The organism is Parahaliea mediterranea, assembly GCF_003402235.1.
In the GTDB taxonomy this organism is placed as follows: Bacteria; Pseudomonadota; Gammaproteobacteria; order Pseudomonadales; family Halieaceae; genus Parahaliea; species Parahaliea mediterranea.
Map to the genome: position 1 here is coordinate 593,590 of NZ_QEWO01000001.1, position 20,167 is coordinate 613,756.

A 20,167-nucleotide genomic window follows, 5' to 3' on the forward strand; every position below is an offset into this window, starting at 1 on the left:
TCAATTATTGACAGATTCGGATTGACACGAGGGCAGCTGCCTTGGCGCTACGGCACCATGCCATCCACCTGAATGGTCAGTGCGCGGAAACGCCAACCCTCCGGGGTGTCGACGACCTCGGCCTCGTAGTAACCCTGCAGTTTGATTGATGACGGGCCACCTTTGGTGGATCCAAGCACTGTCATGTAAGCCCGTACCCTGGCTTGATCGCCCTGCACATCGTAGGGCCGAATATTGGTGATCACATGACGCCGCTGCTGGCCCATGGCTTCAAGCGGTGCCCAGGTTTTACTGAAGAAGCTGCTCACCTGCGCAGGCCCCTCCATCGTTTGATTAACGACAGGCACCTTGAGCACCCCTTGCTCAACGAATAACTTGCTTACTGCTTCTGTGTCGCGCTGATCCGCGAACCAGGCATAGTCGGCCATCAGGTTGGCGATACCCTCCTGAGGGCTCAGTGTTCCTGCAAAAGCAGACTGGCTGAGAATGAACGCCACGGCGCCGAAAAAGGACATAGCTTTTCGCATGAGTGTTTCCTATTGCTTGGTGGTTGATGCTGCTTGTGGGGTGGTTGATTCTTCCGGGAGGGCATAGGCAATGAGCACATTGCCGGGCGTTCCGCCAAAGAAGCCGTAGCCTGACTGCACGTACAGCATGTCGTCGGCCGCGACTGTGGTGGCATTGTCCAAGCTGCCCCCGTGACCGGGCACGCCGTTCACTGTTTCGATATAGGCTTTGGCGGTATCTTCCTGGCGCAGCACCTGGCCATTCTCAATGTCGTGCACGCGCCACACGCCGTCGGCACCAACACTGATCACCGCTCCTTCGATGCCCATGGCGGCCCCCGACAGGCCAATCTGGCGAGGACAGGCCGGCCACGTTTCGGCGCTGGTGAAATCCGGTTTACAGTCCCGTTCGGGACGCCAGGTCCAGAGGATGTTTCCCGAACTGATGTCGAGCTTATACAAGCCCGGGGCGCGCCCGGTCGAGCTGACCCATTGGTTGATATCATCCGGCAAGGCGCTGCTTGGCGGAATTTGCGGGTCGTGAACCGGTACATAAAGCGCATTTCCCTGAAGCGTCATGCCCCAGTGAACACCGCCCAGCGTAGAGCCCTCGCCAACTTTCCGGCGCCATAGCTCACGGCCGCTGGCCGGGTCGAGCGCCCACACAACCCCGCTTTTCTGGCCGGCCAATACAACATCCCGGCCATTACTGTCTGTTGCCAACACTACACCCGCGCCAAAGTCGAAGTCCCGGCCTTTTTCAAAGTCGCAGTTGGGATGCTTGCCATCGCTGTATCGGGAGCGACAAGCCCCGTTCCACAAGTCTCCAGGGGTCGCCTGAAACACCCAGCGGCGCTCACCTGTATGCAGGTCGAAGGCGATCAACGCATCGCCCGTACCCACGTCGGGGGGCGCTGCAACCGGACCGGTCCCGACGATAATCAGGCCGCGCTTGTGATCGATGACCGGAGCCGACCAAACTGACGCGCCAGCCGGCCCCCACTGGGGCGTACCCACCTTGCTGCCCCCCCGTCGCTGTGGCACCGGGAGCGTCCTTGAGAGCCACAGGGTGTCACCGGTGGCCGGGTCGTGAGCGCTGATTGCGCCGGTCAGCTGGCAGCACTCGTAATCCGGATCCAGCGTGGCGAGGGTCTCCAGGCTAGAGTGCGCAACATAGAGAACACCGTTGTCCAGCAGCAGCGGCGCTGTAATGGCAGTACGTGGATGCACGCCGACATGGCGAACCCAGACCGGTTGCCCGCTCTTCGCATCAACCATGTGCACGTAGCCGTTCACATCGCCGAAAAAAACAACACTTCTGCCGTCCTTCAGCTGACCGTAGCCTACCGCGCTTCTGGGAGCGCTTTCCGACAGGTAGTGCCAGCGAATACAGCCGCTGTGACGATCAATGGCATAGAGTGTGTAGCTATCCGCCACCGCCAGATAGAGAGTATCTCCCACGACGGCGGGCTGGGAGCGCATGGTGGCAACGCCGGGAAAGGCCAGCACCCATTTTTGCTGGAGTTGGCCCACGTTCCCCGCGTTGATGCGTGTCCTGCTCTGGTAACGGTGATTGCCTTCGCCGATGCCCCAGCCTGTGACCCAAGGCGTCGCCTCGCCCTGGCCGTCAGGGGGCGTGCTACAGGCGGCTTGCTGCTCCCAGCCGCTGTAATCCGTTTGACTGGCGGTCAACCATTCGACCAGATGGCGCCGCTCAGTTTCACTCAGCGCCGCACCCTGGGTCGCCATTTTGCCCAGGGTCAGGGCACTGTCGATCGCGTGGGGGCTCATTTCCCTCAGCGAGGAGACCCGCGGAGCATGACTACCATCCACCGTGTGGCAAGCGGCACAGTGGTGCTTGAAAACCGTCTCTCCCGGATCCTGATCCGCTGCGGCGGCCGACCCTGTTCCCGCGGCGCAGGCCATCAAGGTCAATACGGCATTGCGGGCCGATACGGCCAGCGGGCTGATGTGTTGTTTCATGCTCACCCCTGGGCCAGAAGGCTCTTCTGGACTTTGCCGGTGGGCGTCATCGGCAACTCTTCCCGGAACTCAATCTGTCGCGGCACCTTGTAGTTGGCCAGCCTTTTCCGGCAATGCTCGATCAGTGCCTGCTCGTCCAGGTGGCTACCTGCCTTGCGAACAACAAAGTACTTCCCGACCTCTCCCAGCACCGCATCGTGTACGCCGATACCGGCGGCGATAGTGACTTCCGGGTGCTGGGTCAGGACGTTCTCTACTTCGGTGGGATAGACATTGAACCCCCCCTGTATGTACATCTCCTTGCTGCGTCCCTTGAGGAAAACCCGGCCTGTTGTGTCCACGCTGGCGAGGTCGCCGGTGTACAGCCAGCCAGCGCTGTCGATGGCCTCCCGGGTCATTTCGTCATCGCGGAAATATCCCAGCATGACTGCATCGCCACGCACACACAGTTCGCCGACTTCCCCACTCGGCAGAGGTTGGCGCTTCTGGTCGACAATGCGCACTTCAATCCCCGGCAGAGGTAGTCCCACTGATGACACCGTCTGCTCGACACTGTCCCGAGGAGGGCTCATGACGACAATCCCGGAAGACTCGCTCATGCCATAGGAGTTGAGGATTTCCGCATTGGGAAACGCAAGGTTCAGCGCCTTGACAAGTGCCGTATCTGGCGCTGCCGCTCCGACTTGCAAGACCCGAGCCCGCTGACAGGCACTTTCGCTCAGCCCGCCATGCTGCAGTAGCAGGGTGTACATGGTCGGCACCATGCCGATCACGGTGGCAGGCACACTGTTTAACACCTCAACCAGCACCTTGGGTGAAAACTGCGGCACTATCACCGCAGTGCTGCGCGCTATCAGGCAGGCCAGCGCTGAACAGGTCAGCCCGGCTACGTGGTTCAGAGGCACTACCAGCGGCATCGTGTCATCGGCGGCGAGCCCGGTGTGGCTCACCTGGGCACGGGCCGACGCCAGTTGACTACGGTGGCTCAATACCGCGCCTTTGGGTTTGCCGGTTGTGCCCGAGGTATAGATAATCATGCTGGCCGAGGCGTCACTGACCAGGCCCTTGGCTTGCTCCAGAGCGTCGCCAATTTCCATCGACGCAAGGGACTGGTAGCTGAATTCGTCGTGCGCCCCGCCATCGCTCAGAAACACGTGCTGCAGGGTCGGGAGCTGCTGTCTGAGACGCGAAAACAGTTGCTGGTAATCGATTCCATCGTGGCAAGACAGCGTCATAACGCCTCGCGCGCCACTGTTGCCGAGGATGTAGCCGATCTCATCTTCGGTGTAGCGCGTACTTAGCCCCACGACAATCACCCCAATTTTGACCGCCGCCAAATAGGTAATCAGCCACTCGGGCTGATTGAGGCCCAGTATGGCAAGGCGGTCGCCACTGCCGTAGCCCAGCGCCAGCAGTCCGCAAGCCACACGATCGGTAAGTTGATCTACCTCCTCAAGCGCGTATGACCTGCTCTGGAACTGCCATATCGGCCTATTCCCTGATTCCTGCGAATCGACGCGCAGGTAGTCCCCGATTCTTGTGGGGGGCAAAGTGGGCATGGTGAAATCCATCATCGCTTGTTATTGCGATGCAGTATGCGACTGAGCCGGGAGGGGCAACTGACTAATTTTGACATTCGCAGGCATGCCAACGATGATTTGTCCCGAATGGATGAGGGTATCCAGGTCAGATTCTCATCCATGGATGCTGGCCAACAGGTTTCACTCGCTGCGGCCCTCTCACGCACAAGCAAAAAAATATGAATACGAATGATGTCGATACCATTCTCGGCAAGCGGGGCTGGTACTCTGAGCAACCCGACAGACTGCGCAAGTTAATACTCAGCAATGCCACGATTAAAACCTATGGCAACGGAGAGTTTATGTATGCGCTGGGCGACGCCGGGAGAGCGCTCTATGCGCTGGTGGAAGGGCAAGCCAAACTGGATTTCATTACCCGGGAGGGCAATGACCTGCTGCTGAGGATATTTTTGCCCGGGGACTGGTTTGGCCTGGTCGCACTGCTGGATGAACAGCCCCTCCCCCACAATGCGTTCGCCAGTGGCAAGGCAACCCTGCTTGAGCTTTCCAAGTCCGCCTTCGAGCAGATAGTCGGCAATGAACCGCAGTACTACCGCAATTTTACAAAGCTTTTCTGCTTCAACATGCGCGACACCATGCAACGGGAGGTGGACATGGGATTATTGTCCCCCGCTCAGCGACTTGCAAAACTGCTGTTGGAGGTAGATGACGTTCAGAAACTCATGAGAACGGAGAGAAAACACCAGATTCATATGTCGCAGGCGGAATTGTGCTCAATTCTCTGTGCATCACGGGCCACCATAATCAAGATCATGAAAGAGTGGGAAACAGACAACTGGATCAGCTACCACTACGGGAAAATCTCGATCATCAATCAAGAGGCATTGAAGCACCTCGTCGAGACGGCGCTGTGAATTGAATCCCGAATGCGGTGTGGACCTTAAGGTGTTTGGATGCGGCGCAGCATGTGCGCCGATTTCAGCAAACTATCGCGACCAGAAACTACCGGCCCAGGTACTGAACACCTCAGTCAACTAATCCCGCAATGAGCTCTGGGCTAAATCCAGCAACTCCCGGTTGGCCACGGCAAACATGGCAAAGTCCGGGGCGCTGGTGCCGTGCAGTTCGGCCAGCATTTCGCGCCAGCGCTTGAGCAGCGTGGCCTCCTGCCGCGCCCACTGTTTGTAGCAGCTCTCCAGGTCGCCCTCGGCGTCCCAGTGGCGCAGGGCGCCCACCGCCAGGGTGCGCTGCTGCCATTCCAGGTCTTCCAGGTAGGTGTCCCGGGCCAGGGCCTGCCATTCGTTGTCCACCTTGCTGGCCAAAATCTGGCCGCTGAACCAGTCCAGCTCCAGCTTGTCGCCCAAGTAGTAGTAGAGCTGGGCCACCTGTTCCAGGGGCGAGCCGGTCTCGCGGCTGGCGTGGATGATGCCCAGGGTGGTGTAGGCCAGCACGGCGCTGGCCACCCGGCGGGCCAGCGCCTCGCCAACACCGGCGTCGGTGTAATGGGACTCCAGCATTGTGTAGTGCTCGCGCAGGCGGCCGCGCAGCAGTTCCGGCACCAGTTCGCGCAGCTGCAACACGCCCTCGCCGAATTCGGCAATGCACTGGGTGGGCGCCAGCTCGTGGCGGCGGTTGCGCAGCAGCCAGCGCACCGCACGGCGCACCAGACGGATCAGGTTCAGCATCATCTCCATCTGCACCCGCGCGTCCACGCTGTGGTCCAGGGCTTCAATCTCTTCCCACAGCTGGCCAATGCCGTACACGTCCATCACCGTGGTGTAGGCCCGGGCCACGTCCGCCACTGGTGCCCCGGTGGCCTTGCGCTGGCGCTGCACAAAGGTCAGGCCCATGCGGTTGACGATGTCGTTGGCGATCTGGGTACACATGATTTCGCGGTGCAGGCGGTGCACCTTCAGCTCGTCGCCGTAGCTCGCCACCAGCTGGGCCGGGAAGGCGCTGGCCACCTGTTCGGCCAGGCGCGGGTCTTTGCCGAGGTCGGAATCGATCAGTTCCTCCTTGAGCATGGCCTTGCTGTAGGACACCAGAATGGACAGCTCGGGCCGGGTCAGGCCCTTGCCCTGCACGCGCCGCTCGGCCAGCTCCTCGTCGGAGGGCAGAAATTCCAGCTCGCGGTTGAGCCGCCCGCGTGATTCCAGGTCCACAATAAAGCGCTGGTACTCGCCGTTGCGCTCGGCCGCCTGGAACTGCGCCAGGCTGATGGCCTGCACCTGGCGGTAGTTGTTCTCAAGCACCAGCTCCGCCACCGCCTCGGTCATACCCTCCAGCAGCTGGTTGCGGTGCTTGCCGGTCAAATCGCCCCGGGCCACGATGGCGTTCAGCAGGATCTTGATGTTCACCTCGTGGTCGGAGCAGTCCACCCCGCCGGCGTTGTCGATGAAGTCGGTGTTGGAGCGCCCGCCGTGCAGGCAGTACTCCACCCGCGCCAGCTGGGTCATGCCGAGGTTGCCGCCCTCGCCCACCACCTTGCAGCGCAGCTCGTTGGCGTTCACCCGCACCGCGTCGTTGGATTTGTCGCCAACGTCGGTGTGGGACTCCAGCGACGATTTCACGTAGGTGCCAATACCGCCGTTCCACAGCAGGTCCACTTCGGCCTTCAGGATGCGGGCAATCAGCTCGTTCGGCGTCAGCCGGCTCTCGCTGATGCCAAAGCGATCCTGCATTTCCGGCGAAATGGTGATGGATTTTGCGGCGCGGCTGAAGATGCCACCACCGGCGGAAATCAGGCTGGTGTCGTAGTCAGTCCAGCTGGAACGCGGCAGCTCGAACAGGCGCTTGCGCTCGACATAGCTGCTGGCGGCCTCCGGCTCCGGGTCCACAAAAATGTGCAGGTGGTTGAAGGCCGCCACCAGGCGGATGTGCTCGGACAGCAGCATGCCGTTGCCAAACACATCGCCGCCCATGTCGCCAATGCCCACTGCGGTAAAGTCGCTGCGCTGCACGTCCACGCCCATTTCGCGGAAGTGGCGCTGCACCGATACCCAGGCACCGCGGGCGGTGATGCCCATTTTCTTGTGGTCGTAGCCGGCGCTGCCGCCGGAGGCGAAGGCATCCCCCAGCCAGAAGCCGTATTCCTCGGACAGGGCGTTGGCGATATCCGAGAAGGTGGCGGTGCCCTTGTCGGCCGCCACCACCAGGTAGGGGTCTTCCTCGTCCTTGCACACCACCTGGCTGGGGCGGCGGATGCCGCTTTCCACCCGGTTGTCGGTAATGTCCAGCAAGCCGCGAATGAACAGCTTGTAGCACGCAATGCCTTCCTGCTGCACCTCGTCGCGGTTCATGTCGGTGGTGAGGTTCTTGGCCACAAAGCCGCCCTTGGCCCCCACCGGCACAATCACCGCGTTTTTCACCTGCTGGGCCTTCACCAGCCCCAGCACCTCGGTGCGGAAGTCCTCCAGCCGGTCGGACCAGCGCAAACCACCCCGGGCCACTTTGCCACCGCGCAGGTGCACACCCTCGACCCGCGGCGAGTACACGAAAATCTCGAACATGGGCACCGGCTGCGGCACCTCGGGAATCTGCCGCGGGTCGAACTTGAACGAGAAGTACGGCTTCAGTTCACCGTTGTCGCCCTGCTGGAAGAAGTTGGTGCGCAGGGTGGCTTTGATGACGGTGATGAACTGCCGCATGATGCGGTCCTCACCGAGGTTTTCCACCTGCTCCAGCGAATCGAGAATGCGCTGTTCCACCGCCTGCTCGCGCTGATTACGCCAGTCTTCGTCGCCGTCAAACACTGGCGAGAAGCGGGTCAGGAACAGCTCCACCAAACCGGCGGTGATGTGCAGGTGGTTGGCCATGGTTTCGGCAATGTAGTCCACGCTGTAGGGGAACTGCAGCTGCCGCAGGTAGCGGGCGTAGGCCCTGAGCAGGGCAATTTCCCGCCAGCTCAGGCGGGTGCCCAGCAGCAGGCGGTTGAAGGAGTCGTTCTCCGCCTCGCCGAACCAGATGCGGGAGAAGGCGTCCTCGAACTCATCGCGCACCTGCTCCAGGTCGATGTTGTTGGACAGGGAGTAGATCAGGCTGAATTCCTGGATCCAGTAGCGCTCGCCGTCCGCCGAGCGCACCCCGTAGGGACGCTCCGACACCACCCGCAGGCCGAGGTTTTCCAGAATCGGCAGAATGTCCGACAGGGGCAGGGATTCGCCCCGGTGGTACAGGCGCAGGCGCAGCTGGTCGTCGTCTTCTTCCAGCAGGCGGTACAGCCGCATGGACAGTTCGCGCTGTTCACCCAGGCTCAACAGATCGTGTATGTCCATCACCGCCACGCGGGCGTCGAAGTCATCGCGATAGCCGGGCGGGAAACCAGTGCCAAGGTTGCGCGCGTGGTGCTCGCCCTGCTCCTCGCCAAACTCCTCGATCAGGCGCATCCGCAGGCGATCTTCCCAGGCCAGTGTGGCTTGCACTATTTGCTCCTCAATTTCATTGACGTCGTAGTGCCGCTCGGCGGCGGGGTCTACCCGCAGCACAAAGTGGCAGCGCACCAGGATGGATTCCGAAAAATGGGTGGTGAACTCGGATTCCTCGGCGCCAAAAGCACGGGTAAGGATGTTCTGCATCACCACCCGCTGTTCGGTGGTGTAGCGGTCGCGCGGCATGTACACCAGGCAGTTCACGAATTTGCCGTGGGCGTCTTCGCGCACAAACAGGCGGGTCTGGCGTCGCTCCTGAATGCGGTTGACCGCCATCACCGTGTCGTAGAGTTCGCGAATGCTGGACTGGAACAGCTCGTCCCGGGGGAACAGCTCCAGCACCCGGGCCAGCTCGCGGCCGTCGTGCTCGCCGTCGTCCAGGCCCGACAGGGCCACCACCTGCTCCACCTTGCGGCGCAGGATGGGAATAAGCGCCGGGTTCATGGTGTACACGGTGGAGGTGAACAGGCCGATAAAGCGGTGCTGGCCCACCACCTCGCCGGCGTCGTCGAAGACTTTGATTTCCACGTAGTCCGGGTAGGCCAGGCGGTGGATGCGCGAGCGCACCCGCGACTTGGCGAAGCTGAGCTGGCGCCGCTGCAGTTCCTCCGCCGGCATGGCGTTCAGGTCGGCCGCCAGGTCGCGGGCGCCGCTGCTGCTGCGCTCGCTGAGCAGGCCCAGGCTGCGCGCCTCGTCCACCGCCACGGCAAACTGTGAGCCGCTGCGCTCAACGGCCAGGTACTCGTAGCCGAGGAAAGTCATGTGATCCTGGCGCAGCCACTGGCAGAAGGCGGCGGCCTCGGCGCGGTAGTCCTCATCCACACAGGTACTGCTGTCGATGACCGCCGTCGCCTCCAGCAGGCGCTCGCGCATGGCGGGGAAGTCCTCCACCACCAGCGCCACCTCCGCCAGAACGCCCTCCAGTGTGGTGCGCAGCTCTTCCAACTCGGCGACATCCGAGTGGCGGCCAATCTCGAAGTAGAGCAGGCTCTCCCGTGACAGCCCGTCGTCTGTCCCGTCGCCCGCCTCGTCTGCCTCGCTATCGCTGAGCACGGCCTGCAGCACGTTGTCGGCGTCGCGCCTGGCCACCAGGTTGCAACTGGCCAGGGTGTGAATACGGATATTGCGCTGGTTCAGCTCGCCCCGCACCGACGCCGTGCAAAAGGGCATGTCGCGGCACAGCACCGCCAGCACGGTGTACTTGCTCTCCCAGCCGTGGCCCTGCAACTGCGGGTTGAAGATGCGCACCTTGGCGGCGGGGGCCTGCCAGTTCTCCATGAACCGCAGCAGGCCGTACAGGCAGCCGTAGAGGTTTTCCACCGAGCGGCCGCGCATGTCCTCGGCGGGAAAGCGCGACAGGAAGGTTGCTGCCAGGTTATGCAGGGACTGGCGATCATCCGCGTCGCCCCGCTTGTCGATTCGTTGCGCCAGCTCTTCCAGCAGGCTGTTCTTCATTGCATCCCAGGCCATCGGATTCTTGCGGACTCCATTTTTATGGCGAAAAACAGGGCCTTTACGGCCTCAATCGTTGTCGCCTAGTCTAGTTCAAATACCCAGCCCTGACGTTAGTTACGTCTGGAACTTTTACACAGCGCACCAGTCACACACCCGTCACAAATACAGCCCGGCCACCGGTTTGGCCTGCGCCCGGGCATTCGCTAGAATCCGGCGCTTGCCCGGGCAGGACCCGGGTAGCCCCATCCATTGCAAACCGGCACAACCGGACACGAATAACAGGAGACCGCGTGGCAAGCGCAGAGCTAAGAGCACTGGAAAGCTGGCTCAGCCAGCAGATCATCGGCCAGGCCCACCTGGTGCAACGCCTTATCATCGCCCTGCTGGCCGACGGCCACCTGCTGGTGGAAGGGGCGCCTGGGCTGGCCAAAACCCGCGCCATCAAATCCCTGGCCGACGGCATAGAGGGCAGCTTTCACCGGGTGCAGTTCACCCCGGACCTGCTGCCCGGTGATGTCACCGGCACCGAAATCTATCGCCCCCAACAGGGCAGCTTCCACTTCCAGCCGGGGCCGGTGTTCCACAACCTGGTGCTGGCAGACGAGGTGAACCGTGCGCCGGCCAAGGTACAGTCGGCCCTGCTGGAAGCCATGGCCGAGCGCCAGGTGAGCGTGGGCAGCGAAACCTACGCCCTGCCCGAGCTGTTCCTGGTGATGGCCACCCAGAACCCCATCGAGCAGGAGGGCACCTACCCACTGCCCGAAGCCCAGCTCGACCGCTTTTTGCTGCATGTCAAAGTGGGCTATCCCGACGCCACGGCCGAGCGCGACATTCTGCGCCTGACCCGCGCCGAGGCCGCCCACAGCAACGTCGCACCGCCCCCGCCCTTGTCGCAGCAGGCCGTGTTCGAGGCGCGCCGGGAGGTGCTTGGCCTGCACATGGCCGACGCCGTGGAGGAGTACATCGTGCAGCTGGTGATAGCCACCCGGGAGCCCGGGCACTACAGCAGCGAACTGGCGGGCTGGATTGAATTTGGCGGCAGCCCCCGCGCCACCATCGCCCTGGACCGCTGCGCCCGCGCCCACGCCTGGCTGGCCGGGCGCGACTTTGTTTCGCCGGACGACGTGCAGGCCGTGGCCGGCGATGTCCTGCGCCACCGCCTGCTGCTGAGCTTTGAGGCGGAGGCCAGCGGCGTCACACCCGATGCGGTGATTGCCGAACTGCTCGGCCGGGTGCCGGTGGCCTGAGCCGGCTGGCATGTCGCAACACACCCTGCCACACAACCTGCAGCTCCCCCCGCGCGGCGCCTACTGCGAACTGGCGGCGTTGATCGGCCTGCGCCTGCTGGGCAGCCAGCTGGACCTCGGCCGGCGCAAGCGCGCCCTGAACCAGCTCACCGGCCCCAACAAATCGAGCTTCCGCGGCCGTGGCATCGACTTTGAAGAGGTGCGCGGCTACCAGGCCGGTGATGACATCCGTTCAATCGACTGGCGGGTCACCGCCCGCACCGGCAGCGCCCACACCAAGCTGTTTCGCGAGGAGCGCGAACGCCCGGTGCTGATTGCCATCGACCAGCGCAACAGCCTGTTCTTTGGCTCGCGCCACTGCTTCAAGTCGGTTCTGGCAGCCCACCTCGGCGCCCTGCTGGCCTGGAGCGCGCTGGACCGGGGCGATAGGGTGGGCGCGCTGCTGTTCAACGGCACAGAGCACCGGGAAATTCGCCCCCGCCGCAGCCGCCGCAATGTGCTGGCCATACTGTCGGCCATTACCGAGTACAACCACCGCCTGCCGCTCGCAGCCAGCGCCAGCGATGGCAGCTTCAGCGACATGCTGGGTCACCTGCGCCGGGTGGCGCGCCCGGGCAGCAGCATCTACCTGATCAGCGACTTTCACAACGCCGCCCGCGATGGCGCCAGCGAACACCTCTACCAGCTCGCCCGCCACTGCGAGATTACCGCCATGGCCTGTCACGATCCGTTGGAGCAGGAGCTTCCACGTGCCGGCGTTTACGCCGTTACCGATGGCCAGCAACGGGCACAACTCAGCACCGCCGATGCTAATCTGCGCCGGAAGTTCGCAGAACAGGCCAGAGCCGAGGCGGGCCAACTGGCAGAAGACCTGCAGCGCCTTGGCATCCCCCTGCTGGCCTTCTCCACCACCAGCGCACCCTTTCCACTGCTGCAGCACTACTACGGCGCGGGTAAGCACTGACATGCAGGCGAACGACCCCCTGGCCAATCTGCAGCCCCTGCGCACACCGGTCGAACCCGGCTGGTGGCCCCCGGCCCCCGGCTGGTGGGTGCTGGCGGCGCTGTTAGTGCTGCTAATGGCGCTGGCGCTGTGGGTGCTGTGGCGCCGCCACCAGCGCCGCCGCTATCGCCGCCAGGCGCTGGTTGCGCTGGCGCAGTTGCAGGCCACCTGGCCGGCAGATGACGACGCCGGCTTCAGCGCCCAGTGCAACCGCCTATTAAAAGCCGTGGCGCTGCGCAGCTTCCCGCGCACCGATGTGGCCGCCCTGTCGGGCCGGCCCTGGCGCGACTTTCTGAATACCACCGTCAACAGCGCAAAAGGCGGGCTGTTTCCCGAGGACTTTGGCGAGCAGCACTACCGCCCCCAGGCGCCGGCGCCGGCGCGCAATGCCCTCTACCACAGCAGCCGCCGGTGGATTCAAAAGCACGAGGCGACCCTGTGATTGAATGGCAATGGCCCTGGATGCTCCTGCTGCTGCCCCTGCCCTGGCTGGCGCGGCGCCTGCTGCCCAGGCTCGATACCCAGCAAGTCGCCCTGCGTACTCCCTTCTTCGACCAGTGGCAGGATCTGGGCGACAAAGGCAGTGATTCACCCGACCGGCGCGGCTGGGCGCTGCTGGCCTGCCTGGCCCTGCTGTGGCTGTTACTGCTGCTGGCGGCGGCCCGCCCCCAGTGGATTGGCGAGGCGATCGAGCTGCCCAACAGCGGCCGCGACCTGATGCTGGCCGTTGATATCTCCGGCAGCATGCGCATGGAAGACATGCTGGTCGGCCAGCGCCAGTTGCGGCGTATCGACGCGGTGAAAGTGGTGGGCGCCGACTTTATCGACCGCCGCGCCGGGGACCGCCTGGGGCTGATCCTGTTCGGCAGCCGGGCCTATGTGCAGTCGCCCCTCAGTTTTGACACCGACACCGTGGGCAGCTTTCTGCAGGAGGCCCAGATTGGCTTTGCCGGGCAGGAGACCGCCATCGGCGATGCCATTGGCCTGGCCGTCAAACGCCTGAAAGAGCGCCCCGCCGAAAGCCGGGTGCTGGTGTTGCTCACCGACGGCCAGGACACCGCCAGTTCGGTGCAGCCGCTGGACGCCGCCCGCCTGGCACAAACCCTGGGCATCCGGATATACACCATCGGCATTGGCGCCGACCGGCTCACCCTGCCGGGCCTGTTCGGCTCCAGCTTTGGCAGCCGCCAGGTGAACCCCTCCGCCGAGCTTGACGAAGAGGGCCTGCAACAGATTGCGGACCTGACCGGCGGGCGCTACTTCCGCGCCCGCGACCCCCAGGAACTGGTGGGTATCTACCAGCTGCTGGACCAGCTGGAGCCGGTGGAACAGGACAGCGCCACCTACCGGCCCCGCCAGGCGCTGGGGCACTGGCCGCTGGCCGGCGCCCTGCTGCTGAGCTTTTTGCTGGCCCTGCGCCACTGCTATCGCCAGGGGCTGTTTGAGCGCGCCCGTGCGCGCGGCGAAGCGCCGGCTGAACGCAGCACCACTGCACCCACTGCCGCGCGCCGGGGGGCTGGGCCATGAACGCCGAAGGCCTGCATTTTCTGCGCCCGGAATGGCTGTGGGCCCTGCTGCCGGCCGCCCTGCTGGGGCTGGGCCTGTTTGCCGCGCGCCGCCGCTCCGGCAGCTGGAGCGCCGTGATCGACCCGGAGCTGCTGCGCCATCTGGTGGCAGAAAGCAACGCTGCCAAAAAACGCAATGCCCTGCCCTGGCTGCTGCTGGCCTGGGCGCTGGCCTGTGTGGCCCTGGCCGGCCCCAGCCTGCACAAAATCCCCCAGCCGGTGGCCCAGCGCGAAGACGCGCTGGTGGTGATTCTCGACCTCAGCTACTCCATGAAAGCCGCCGACCTCGCCCCCTCGCGGCTGGATCGGGCGCGGCAGAAAATCCTCGACCTGCTAGCAGCGCGCGATGAGGGGCAAACCGCCCTAGTGGCCTTTGCCGGCGATGCCCACGTGGTGACGCCTCTCACCGACGACAAGGCCACCATCGCCAACCTGCTGCCGGCCCTTAACCCGGACATGATGCCCGTGCCGGGCAGCGATGCCGCCGGCGCCGTCAGCCTGGCGCTGGAATTGCTGCACAGCGGCGGCGCCCGCCACGGGCGCCTGCTGCTGCTTACCGACGGCGTGGCCTGGCGCCAGCACGACGCCATTGCCGAGGCCGTCTCCGATGCCGGCGCGGCCCTGACCATTCTTGGCATTGGCACGCGCAGTGGCGCCCCCCTGCCGCTGCCCGACGGTGGCTTCCTCAAGGACGCCCAGGGCAGCATAGTGGTGCCGGGGCTGGAGCGGGCGGAATTGACCCGCCTGGCCCGCCAAAGCGGCGGCCGCTACCTGGACATGCAGGTGGATAACGCCGACCTGCAACAGATCACCAGCCCCCTCAGCCTGCCCGGGCAGGAACGCCTGAGCGCCGCCGAGCGCCGCGCCGACCACTGGGAAGACCAGGGCTACCTGCTGATTATGTTGCTGCTGCCGGTGGCCCTGCTGCTGTTTCGCCGCGGCGTGGTGCTGGGCCTGCTGGCCTTGCTGTGGCTGGGTCAGCCGGGGCCGGCACAGGCGCAAGCACTGCAGCAACATCAGGCTCCAACCCAGCCGCAAGCCCAGAGCCAGAACCAGAACCCGAGCCAGAACCCAGCCGAAAACGCAGCCCAGCCCGGGGCGTGGCAACCCTCACTGTGGAACGACCTGTGGCTCACCCCCGACCAGCAGGGCCAGCGGGCGCTGCAGGCCGGCGACTTCGATGCCGCCAGCACACTGTTTGACAGCGCCCCCTGGGCGGGCACCGCCGCCTTCAAGGCCGGTGATTTCGACGCGGCGGCCAAACGCTTTGCCGAAGGCGATAGCGCCGATGACTGGTACAACCGCGGCAACGCCCTGGCCCGGGCCGGCGAGCTGGATGCCGCCATCGAGGCCTATCGGGAATCTCTCAAGCGCCAGCCGGGCCAGGCCGATGCCGAGGCCAACATCGAACTGCTGGAGCAGGTGAAGCAACAGCAGCAGGAACAGCAACAGAATGCGCAGAACCCCAACCAGGGCGACAATAAGCAGAACCCGCCGCAGAACAACGACGGCCAGCAGGACAGCCAGGGGCCCAAGGACAAACAGAACCCCGCCGACCCGGGCCAACAGAACGGCGATCAATCGCAGGATCAGCAGGATCAGCAGGATCCCGGCCAATCACCCGCTCAGCAGCCGGCGCCGGAAGACGCCAATCAGCAAGAGAAAGCGCCAGAGCAGGCACCGGGGCAGGCCCCCCAACCCGAACCGCAAGCCGGCGATCCCGAGGAACAGCCCGGCCAGGCCCAAGCCAGCGCAGAACCCAGCGCGGAGCAAGCCGAGCGCGACCAGGCCCTGGAGCAGTGGCTGCGGCGGGTGCCGGATGACCCCTCAGGTCTGCTGCGGGAGAAGTTCAGGTTTGAAAGCCGGCAACGGCAACAGCAGGGAGACACACCGCGAGATGATCAGAACTGGTAAGCGCCCCGCCACCTGGCTGCTGTGGCTCGCCCTGTTGCCGCTGCTGGCGCAGCCGGCGCTGGCGGCCCTTCAGGCCCGTGTCGACCGGCAACAGGTGGCTATGGGCGACACCCTGCGCCTGGAAATCACCGCCACCGCCGGGGAGGACCTGGGCGCCATCGACCTGACGCCGGTGCAGCGCGATTTCGACATCCTGCAGCGCTCTTCCAGCAGCAGCGTGAACATCGTCAACGGGCAGCGCAGCGAAAACCGCCAGCTGGTGCTGGAAATCACCCCCAGGCGCCAGGGGCAACTGACTATTTCGCCCCTGGCCAGCGCCAATGCGCGCACCCTGCCCTTGCAGGTGGAGGTTGGTCCCCAGCCCGAGCGCCCCGCCGGCGATGCCCAGGTGCTGTTCGAGGCCGAGGTGGACCGCTCGCAGGTGTATGTGCAGGGGCAGTTGCTGCTTACCCTGCGCCTGCAGCAGGCGGTGAACCTCGACAACCGCAGCGTGACCGAGCTTAAGATCGACAACGCCTTCGTCAAACCGCTGGAGCAGAAGTCCTTCCAGCGCACGGTGAATGGCCGCCCCTGGCTGGTGCACGAAATTCGCTACGCCATCTTCCCCGAGCAGAGCGGCACGCTGGAGATACCCGCCCAAACCTTTTCCGCCCGCGAAAGCCAGCCCCGGCGCAGCCTGTTCGACCGGGGCAGCGGCCCGCTGTTGCGCCGCAGCACCGAGCCGCTGTCCATCGAGGTGTTGCCGCGGCCGGGCAACTGGCCCGCCGGCACCACCTGGCTGCCGGCGCGCAACCTGCGCATTGAGGAAACCTGGTCGGTGCCACCGGAACAGCTACAGGCCGGCGAGAGCGCCACGCGCACCGTGCGCATCAGTGGCGAGGGTTTGCAGGGCGCCCAGCTGCCGCCCACCCTGTTCCCCGCCCAGGCCGGCCTGCGCTACTACCCCGACCAGCCGCAGATTGCCGAAACCGAGGGCGGCAATGGCCTGATCGGCCAGCGGGTGGACAGCGCCGCGCTGGTGCCGGCGGCCCCCGGCCACTATCGCATCCCGGAGATTCGCATTCCCTGGTGGGACACCGAGCGCGGCGAACTGCGCGAGGCCGTGCTGCCGGCCCGGGACATTGCGGTAAGCGCCGCGCCCGGACTCAATCAAGAGCTTAATCAAGGGCAAGGCCAAACCGCACCGGGTACAGCGGCGCCAGCAGCGCCGGCCAAGGACCGCTCGGCGCCTGCCTCAATGGTAGCCGCGGCCGGCGAACCGGGCGAGCTGTGGTTGTGGCGTGGCCTTGCCGCCTTCGGCGCCCTGGGCTGGCTACTGGCCGGATGGCTCTGGTGGCACGCAAGAAGGCGCGGAGCGCGAGGCAACAACGGGCCACACCACGGTGCAACGCCAGACACACCCGCAGGCCCCGGGGAGAGCCGCGCCTACAAACAGTTGATGGCGGCCTGTGCAAGCAACCAGGCGGGTGCGGCGCGCAAGGCCCTGCTCGACTGGGCCGGCAGCCTCTACCCCCAGGCGCGGGGGCCCGCGCTGGCCACGCTGGTTGAACGGGCCAACAGCCCGGCCTTTGCCAGTGCCGTCAGCCAGCTGGAACAGGCCCTGTTCGCCCCGGGCGATGGCAACTGGGACGGCAGCAAGCTGGCCCAGAGCGCCAAGGCCCTGCGGCCGCAACTGCGCCGCCAGGACGGCGCCGACCAGCCTGGCCTGTCACTCTACCCGACCTGACGAAAGCACCTCGTAGCGCCGGCAGCGAGTACTGAGCAGCGAGCAGAATCACGCCCTGGCACGCAAGCCCAGCCCTCAGCCCTCAGCCCTCAGCCCTCAGCCCTCAGCCCTCAGTCATGAGTCATGAGTCCTCAGTCCTGCAGGGACTTACTCAACACCTCGAACACATCCGGCGACAGGTCCGGCAGGGCCGCCAGGCACTCCAGCTCGCTGCGCATGGCCGGCCCCTGATCACCGGCGTAATTGCGCCAGCGGGTCAGCGGCACCAGCAGGCGCGCGGCAATCTGCGGGTTGCGGGTGTTTAAGGCCTCAATCACCTCACCCAGAAAGCGGTAACCGGCGCCGTCGGCACGGTGGAATTGCAGGGGATTGCCGTTGGCAAAGCCCGCCACCAGGGCCCGCACTTTGTTCGGGTTGCGCAGGTCAAAGGCTTCGTGCTGCAACAGCCCCTGTACCCGCTCCAGCGCACCCTCCCCCGGCACCGCGGCCTGCACCTGCAGCCACTGGTTCACCACCAGGGTTTCCGATTTCCAGCGGCGATAGAAGTCATCCAGCGCTTCGTCGCGCTGCGCCGCGCTGCCGCGCTGGCTGATCACCTTCAGCGCCGCCAGGCTGTCGGTCATGTTGCCGGCACTGGCAAACTGCGCCCGCGCCAGGGCGATGTGCTCATCCCGCGCCAGCACCAGGTACTCCAGGCTCAGGTTGCGCAGGCTGCGCGCGGCTATCTGCCCCGCCTCGGGGGCATAGGGCGTGTTAACGGCGTTGCGCCGGTAGGCATCCAGCCAGGCGGCCTCGGCATGCACCGCCAGGGCCTTGTGCACCGCTTCGCGGGCCAGGTGGATGCTGAGCACCCGGGCGCCACCGCGCCGGGCGGCCAGTTCCGCCAGGTAGCCCTCACCCGGCAGGCGCAGCATTTCCGCCACCATGGCCGCATCCAGTGAGGCATCTTCAAGCAGGGTTTGGCAGGCGTTGAGATACAGCGGGTCAACCACCGGCGCCGCGCCGGCGTGAATCTGCTCCTCGGCCTCCTGCAATACGGAAATAGCCAGTTGCTGGGCCGCGTCCCAGCGCACAAAGCCGTCGTTGTCGCGACTCATCAGGGCGCAGAGTTCGGCCCGGCTGTAATCGTATTCCAGCCGTACCGGGGCAGAAAACCCGCGCAGCAGCGACGGCACCGGACGCTCGCGAACACCGCTGAACACAAAGGTCTGCTCCGCCTCGCTCACCTTCAGCACCAGGTGGGTGTTGTCCGCGCTCTCCACGTTGGGCGCGGCGCCCGCCAGTTGCAGGGGCAGGTTGCCGGCATCGCCCAGCAGGCCAAGCGCCAGGGGGATCAGCAGGGGCTCCTTGTGGGCCTGGCCCGGGGTGGGCGGTGTACTCTGGCGCACGGTGAGTGCGTAGGTCTGGGCCGCTTCATCGTATGCGCCGGCCACGCTCAGCACCGGCGTGCCGGCCTGGGCATACCAGCGCCGGAACTGACCGAGGTCAACGCCGGAGGCGTCCTCCATGGCGCGCACAAAATCCTCGCAGGTCACCGCCTGGCCGTCGTGGCGCTCAAAGTACAGGTCTGCGCCTTTGCGAAACGCCTCCGCCCCCAGCAGGGTGTGGATCATGCGCACCACTTCCGCGCCCTTTTCGTACACGGTGAGGGTGTAGAAGTTGGAGATTTCGATGAAGGAGTCCGGCCGCACCGGGTGGGCCATGGGGCCGGCATCTTCGGCAAACTGGGCGGTGCGCATCACCGTGGCGTCTTCCACCCGCTTTACGGTGCGCGAGCCCATGTCGGCGGAAAATTCCGCATCGCGAAACACGGTAAAGCCCTCTTTCAGGCTGAGCTGGAACCAGTCGCGACAGGTGACCCGGTTGCCGGACCAGTTGTGGAAGTACTCGTGGGCGACAATGGCCTCCACCGTCTGAAAGCCTTTGTCTGTGGTGGTTTGCGGGCTGCACAGCACGCAGGAACTGTTGAAAATATTGAGGCTCTTGTTTTCCATCGCCCCCATGTTGAAGTCATCCACGGCGACGATGTTGAAGATGTCCAGGTCGTATTCGCGGCCGTACACCTCCTCGTCCCAGCGCATGGATTTTTTCAGGGAGACCATGGCGTGCTCACACTTGTCGAGGTCCTTTTCCTCGACAAAAATCCGCAGGCCGACCTGGCGGCCGCTGGCGGTGGTGAAGTGATCGTCCACGCTGTGCAAATCCCCCGCCACAAGGGCAAACAGATAAGCGGGCTTGGGGAAGGGGTCGTGCCAGCGGGCGCGGTGGCGGCCGTTGCCGAGGTCCTCGGCCGCCACCGGGTTGCCGTTGCTGAGCAGCACCGGATAGCGGGCTTTGTCCGCCTCGATACTCACGTCGAACTCGGCCATGACATCGGGCCGGTCCAGGTACCAGGTGATTTTGCGAAAGCCCTCGGCCTCGCACTGGGTGCAGAACAGGGTGCGCGATTTGTACAGGCCCTCCAGCGAGGTGTTGTCCTGGGGCCGGATGCGGGTGCGGCTGGACAGGGTGAACTGCTGCGGCACGCGGGCAATGCGCAGGCCGTCATCGCTCTGGCTGTACTCCCCCGCCGACAGCTCGCGCCCGTCCAGGGCCAGCCACTGCAGCTCCAGATCCTGCCCGTGCAGCACCAGGGCCTCCTCCGGCGCCACGCCGCTGTTGCGGCGCAGGTGCAGGGTGGCTTCGACGATGGCGTGGTCTTCGTGCAAATCGAAAGCCAGTTCGGTGCGCTCGATCAGAAAGGCCGGTGGGCGGTAATCCTTGAGATAGATGGCACTGGGGCGGGCGTCGCGCATGGTTT

Annotated in this window: 12 protein-coding genes; 7 read left to right on the plus strand and 5 right to left on the minus strand. The window is 64.8% G+C overall.

The genetic code is table 11. The annotated features are described in order from the left end of the window. Positions 1-47: 47 nt before the first annotated feature. From DDZ17_RS02560 to DDZ17_RS02570, 3 genes are read right to left on the minus strand one after another with little or no spacing between them, the layout of a single operon-like run. Positions 48-527, minus strand: a complete 480-nt coding sequence (locus DDZ17_RS02560) for a nuclear transport factor 2 family protein (RefSeq protein ID WP_116364369.1) — start codon at positions 525-527, stop codon at positions 48-50. Positions 528-536: 9 nt separating this feature from the next. Beyond that, positions 537-2,489, minus strand: a complete 1,953-nt coding sequence (locus DDZ17_RS02565; RefSeq protein WP_116364370.1) for an outer membrane protein assembly factor BamB family protein — start codon at positions 2,487-2,489, stop codon at positions 537-539. A 2-nt stretch (positions 2,490-2,491) separates the two neighbouring features. Then, entirely contained in the window at positions 2,492-4,063 is a 1,572-nt protein-coding gene (locus DDZ17_RS02570; protein ID WP_116364371.1) for an AMP-binding protein, read from the minus strand. A gap of 185 nt (positions 4,064-4,248) precedes the next feature. On the opposite strand from DDZ17_RS02570, the gene DDZ17_RS02575 reads away from it, so the two are divergent. Further along, a complete protein-coding gene (locus DDZ17_RS02575) occupies positions 4,249-4,944 on the plus strand; it encodes a Crp/Fnr family transcriptional regulator (RefSeq protein WP_116364372.1) in 696 nt (231 codons plus the stop codon). A gap of 120 nt (positions 4,945-5,064) precedes the next feature. Here the strand turns inward: DDZ17_RS02575 and DDZ17_RS02580 are convergent, their stop codons facing one another. Continuing rightward, a complete protein-coding gene (locus DDZ17_RS02580; RefSeq protein ID WP_116364373.1) occupies positions 5,065-9,927 on the minus strand; it encodes an NAD-glutamate dehydrogenase in 4,863 nt (1,620 codons plus the stop codon). 275 nt (positions 9,928-10,202) lie between these two features. On the opposite strand from DDZ17_RS02580, the gene DDZ17_RS02585 reads away from it, so the two are divergent. From DDZ17_RS02585 to DDZ17_RS02610, 6 genes are read left to right on the plus strand one after another with little or no spacing between them, the layout of a single operon-like run. Continuing rightward, positions 10,203-11,159 (plus strand): AAA family ATPase, encoded by a 957-nt coding sequence (locus DDZ17_RS02585; protein WP_116364374.1) that lies wholly within the window; start codon positions 10,203-10,205, stop codon positions 11,157-11,159. A gap of 10 nt (positions 11,160-11,169) precedes the next feature. Next, on the plus strand, positions 11,170-12,123 hold the full coding sequence (locus DDZ17_RS02590; protein WP_116364375.1) for a DUF58 domain-containing protein: 954 nt from the start codon (positions 11,170-11,172) through the stop codon (positions 12,121-12,123). Between the two features lies 1 nt (position 12,124). Continuing rightward, a complete protein-coding gene (locus tag DDZ17_RS02595) occupies positions 12,125-12,604 on the plus strand; it encodes a DUF4381 domain-containing protein (protein WP_116364376.1) in 480 nt (159 codons plus the stop codon). Beyond that, entirely contained in the window at positions 12,601-13,689 is a 1,089-nt protein-coding gene (locus DDZ17_RS02600) for a vWA domain-containing protein (RefSeq protein ID WP_116364377.1), read from the plus strand. The genes DDZ17_RS02595 and DDZ17_RS02600 overlap by 4 nt, the downstream gene beginning before the upstream one ends. Continuing rightward, the gene (locus DDZ17_RS02605; protein WP_116364378.1) at positions 13,686-15,641 is read left to right on the plus strand and encodes a VWA domain-containing protein; all 1,956 of its coding nucleotides are present in this window, start codon (positions 13,686-13,688) and stop codon (positions 15,639-15,641) included. The genes DDZ17_RS02600 and DDZ17_RS02605 overlap by 4 nt, the downstream gene beginning before the upstream one ends. Next, a complete protein-coding gene (locus tag DDZ17_RS02610; RefSeq protein WP_157976402.1) occupies positions 15,625-17,367 on the plus strand; it encodes a BatD family protein in 1,743 nt (580 codons plus the stop codon). Before DDZ17_RS02605 ends, DDZ17_RS02610 begins: the two co-directional genes overlap by 17 nt. 131 nt (positions 17,368-17,498) lie before the next feature. Here the strand turns inward: DDZ17_RS02610 and pepN are convergent, their stop codons facing one another. Next, a complete protein-coding gene (pepN, locus tag DDZ17_RS02615) occupies positions 17,499-20,162 on the minus strand; it encodes an aminopeptidase N (protein ID WP_116364380.1) in 2,664 nt (887 codons plus the stop codon). Positions 20,163-20,167 lie beyond the last annotated feature (5 nt).

Excerpts from the sequence above, each read along its gene's own strand:
- DDZ17_RS02565 (WP_116364370.1), bottom strand. The coding sequence starts at position 2,489 with ATGAAACAACACATCAGCCCGCTGGCCGTATCGGCCCGCAATGCCGTA.
- DDZ17_RS02560 (WP_116364369.1), bottom strand. The coding sequence starts at position 527 with ATGCGAAAAGCTATGTCCTTTTTCGGCGCCGTGGCGTTCATTCTCAGC.
- DDZ17_RS02605 (WP_116364378.1), top strand. The coding sequence starts at position 13,686 with ATGAACGCCGAAGGCCTGCATTTTCTGCGCCCGGAATGGCTGTGGGCC.
- DDZ17_RS02570 (WP_116364371.1), bottom strand. The coding sequence starts at position 4,063 with ATGATGGATTTCACCATGCCCACTTTGCCCCCCACAAGAATCGGGGAC.
- DDZ17_RS02610 (WP_157976402.1), top strand. The coding sequence starts at position 15,625 with ATGATCAGAACTGGTAAGCGCCCCGCCACCTGGCTGCTGTGGCTCGCC.
- pepN (WP_116364380.1), bottom strand. The coding sequence starts at position 20,162 with ATGCGCGACGCCCGCCCCAGTGCCATCTATCTCAAGGATTACCGCCCA.
- DDZ17_RS02580 (WP_116364373.1), bottom strand. The coding sequence starts at position 9,927 with ATGGCCTGGGATGCAATGAAGAACAGCCTGCTGGAAGAGCTGGCGCAA.
- DDZ17_RS02595 (WP_116364376.1), top strand. The coding sequence starts at position 12,125 with ATGCAGGCGAACGACCCCCTGGCCAATCTGCAGCCCCTGCGCACACCG.
- DDZ17_RS02590 (WP_116364375.1), top strand. The coding sequence starts at position 11,170 with ATGTCGCAACACACCCTGCCACACAACCTGCAGCTCCCCCCGCGCGGC.
- DDZ17_RS02575 (WP_116364372.1), top strand. The coding sequence starts at position 4,249 with ATGAATACGAATGATGTCGATACCATTCTCGGCAAGCGGGGCTGGTAC.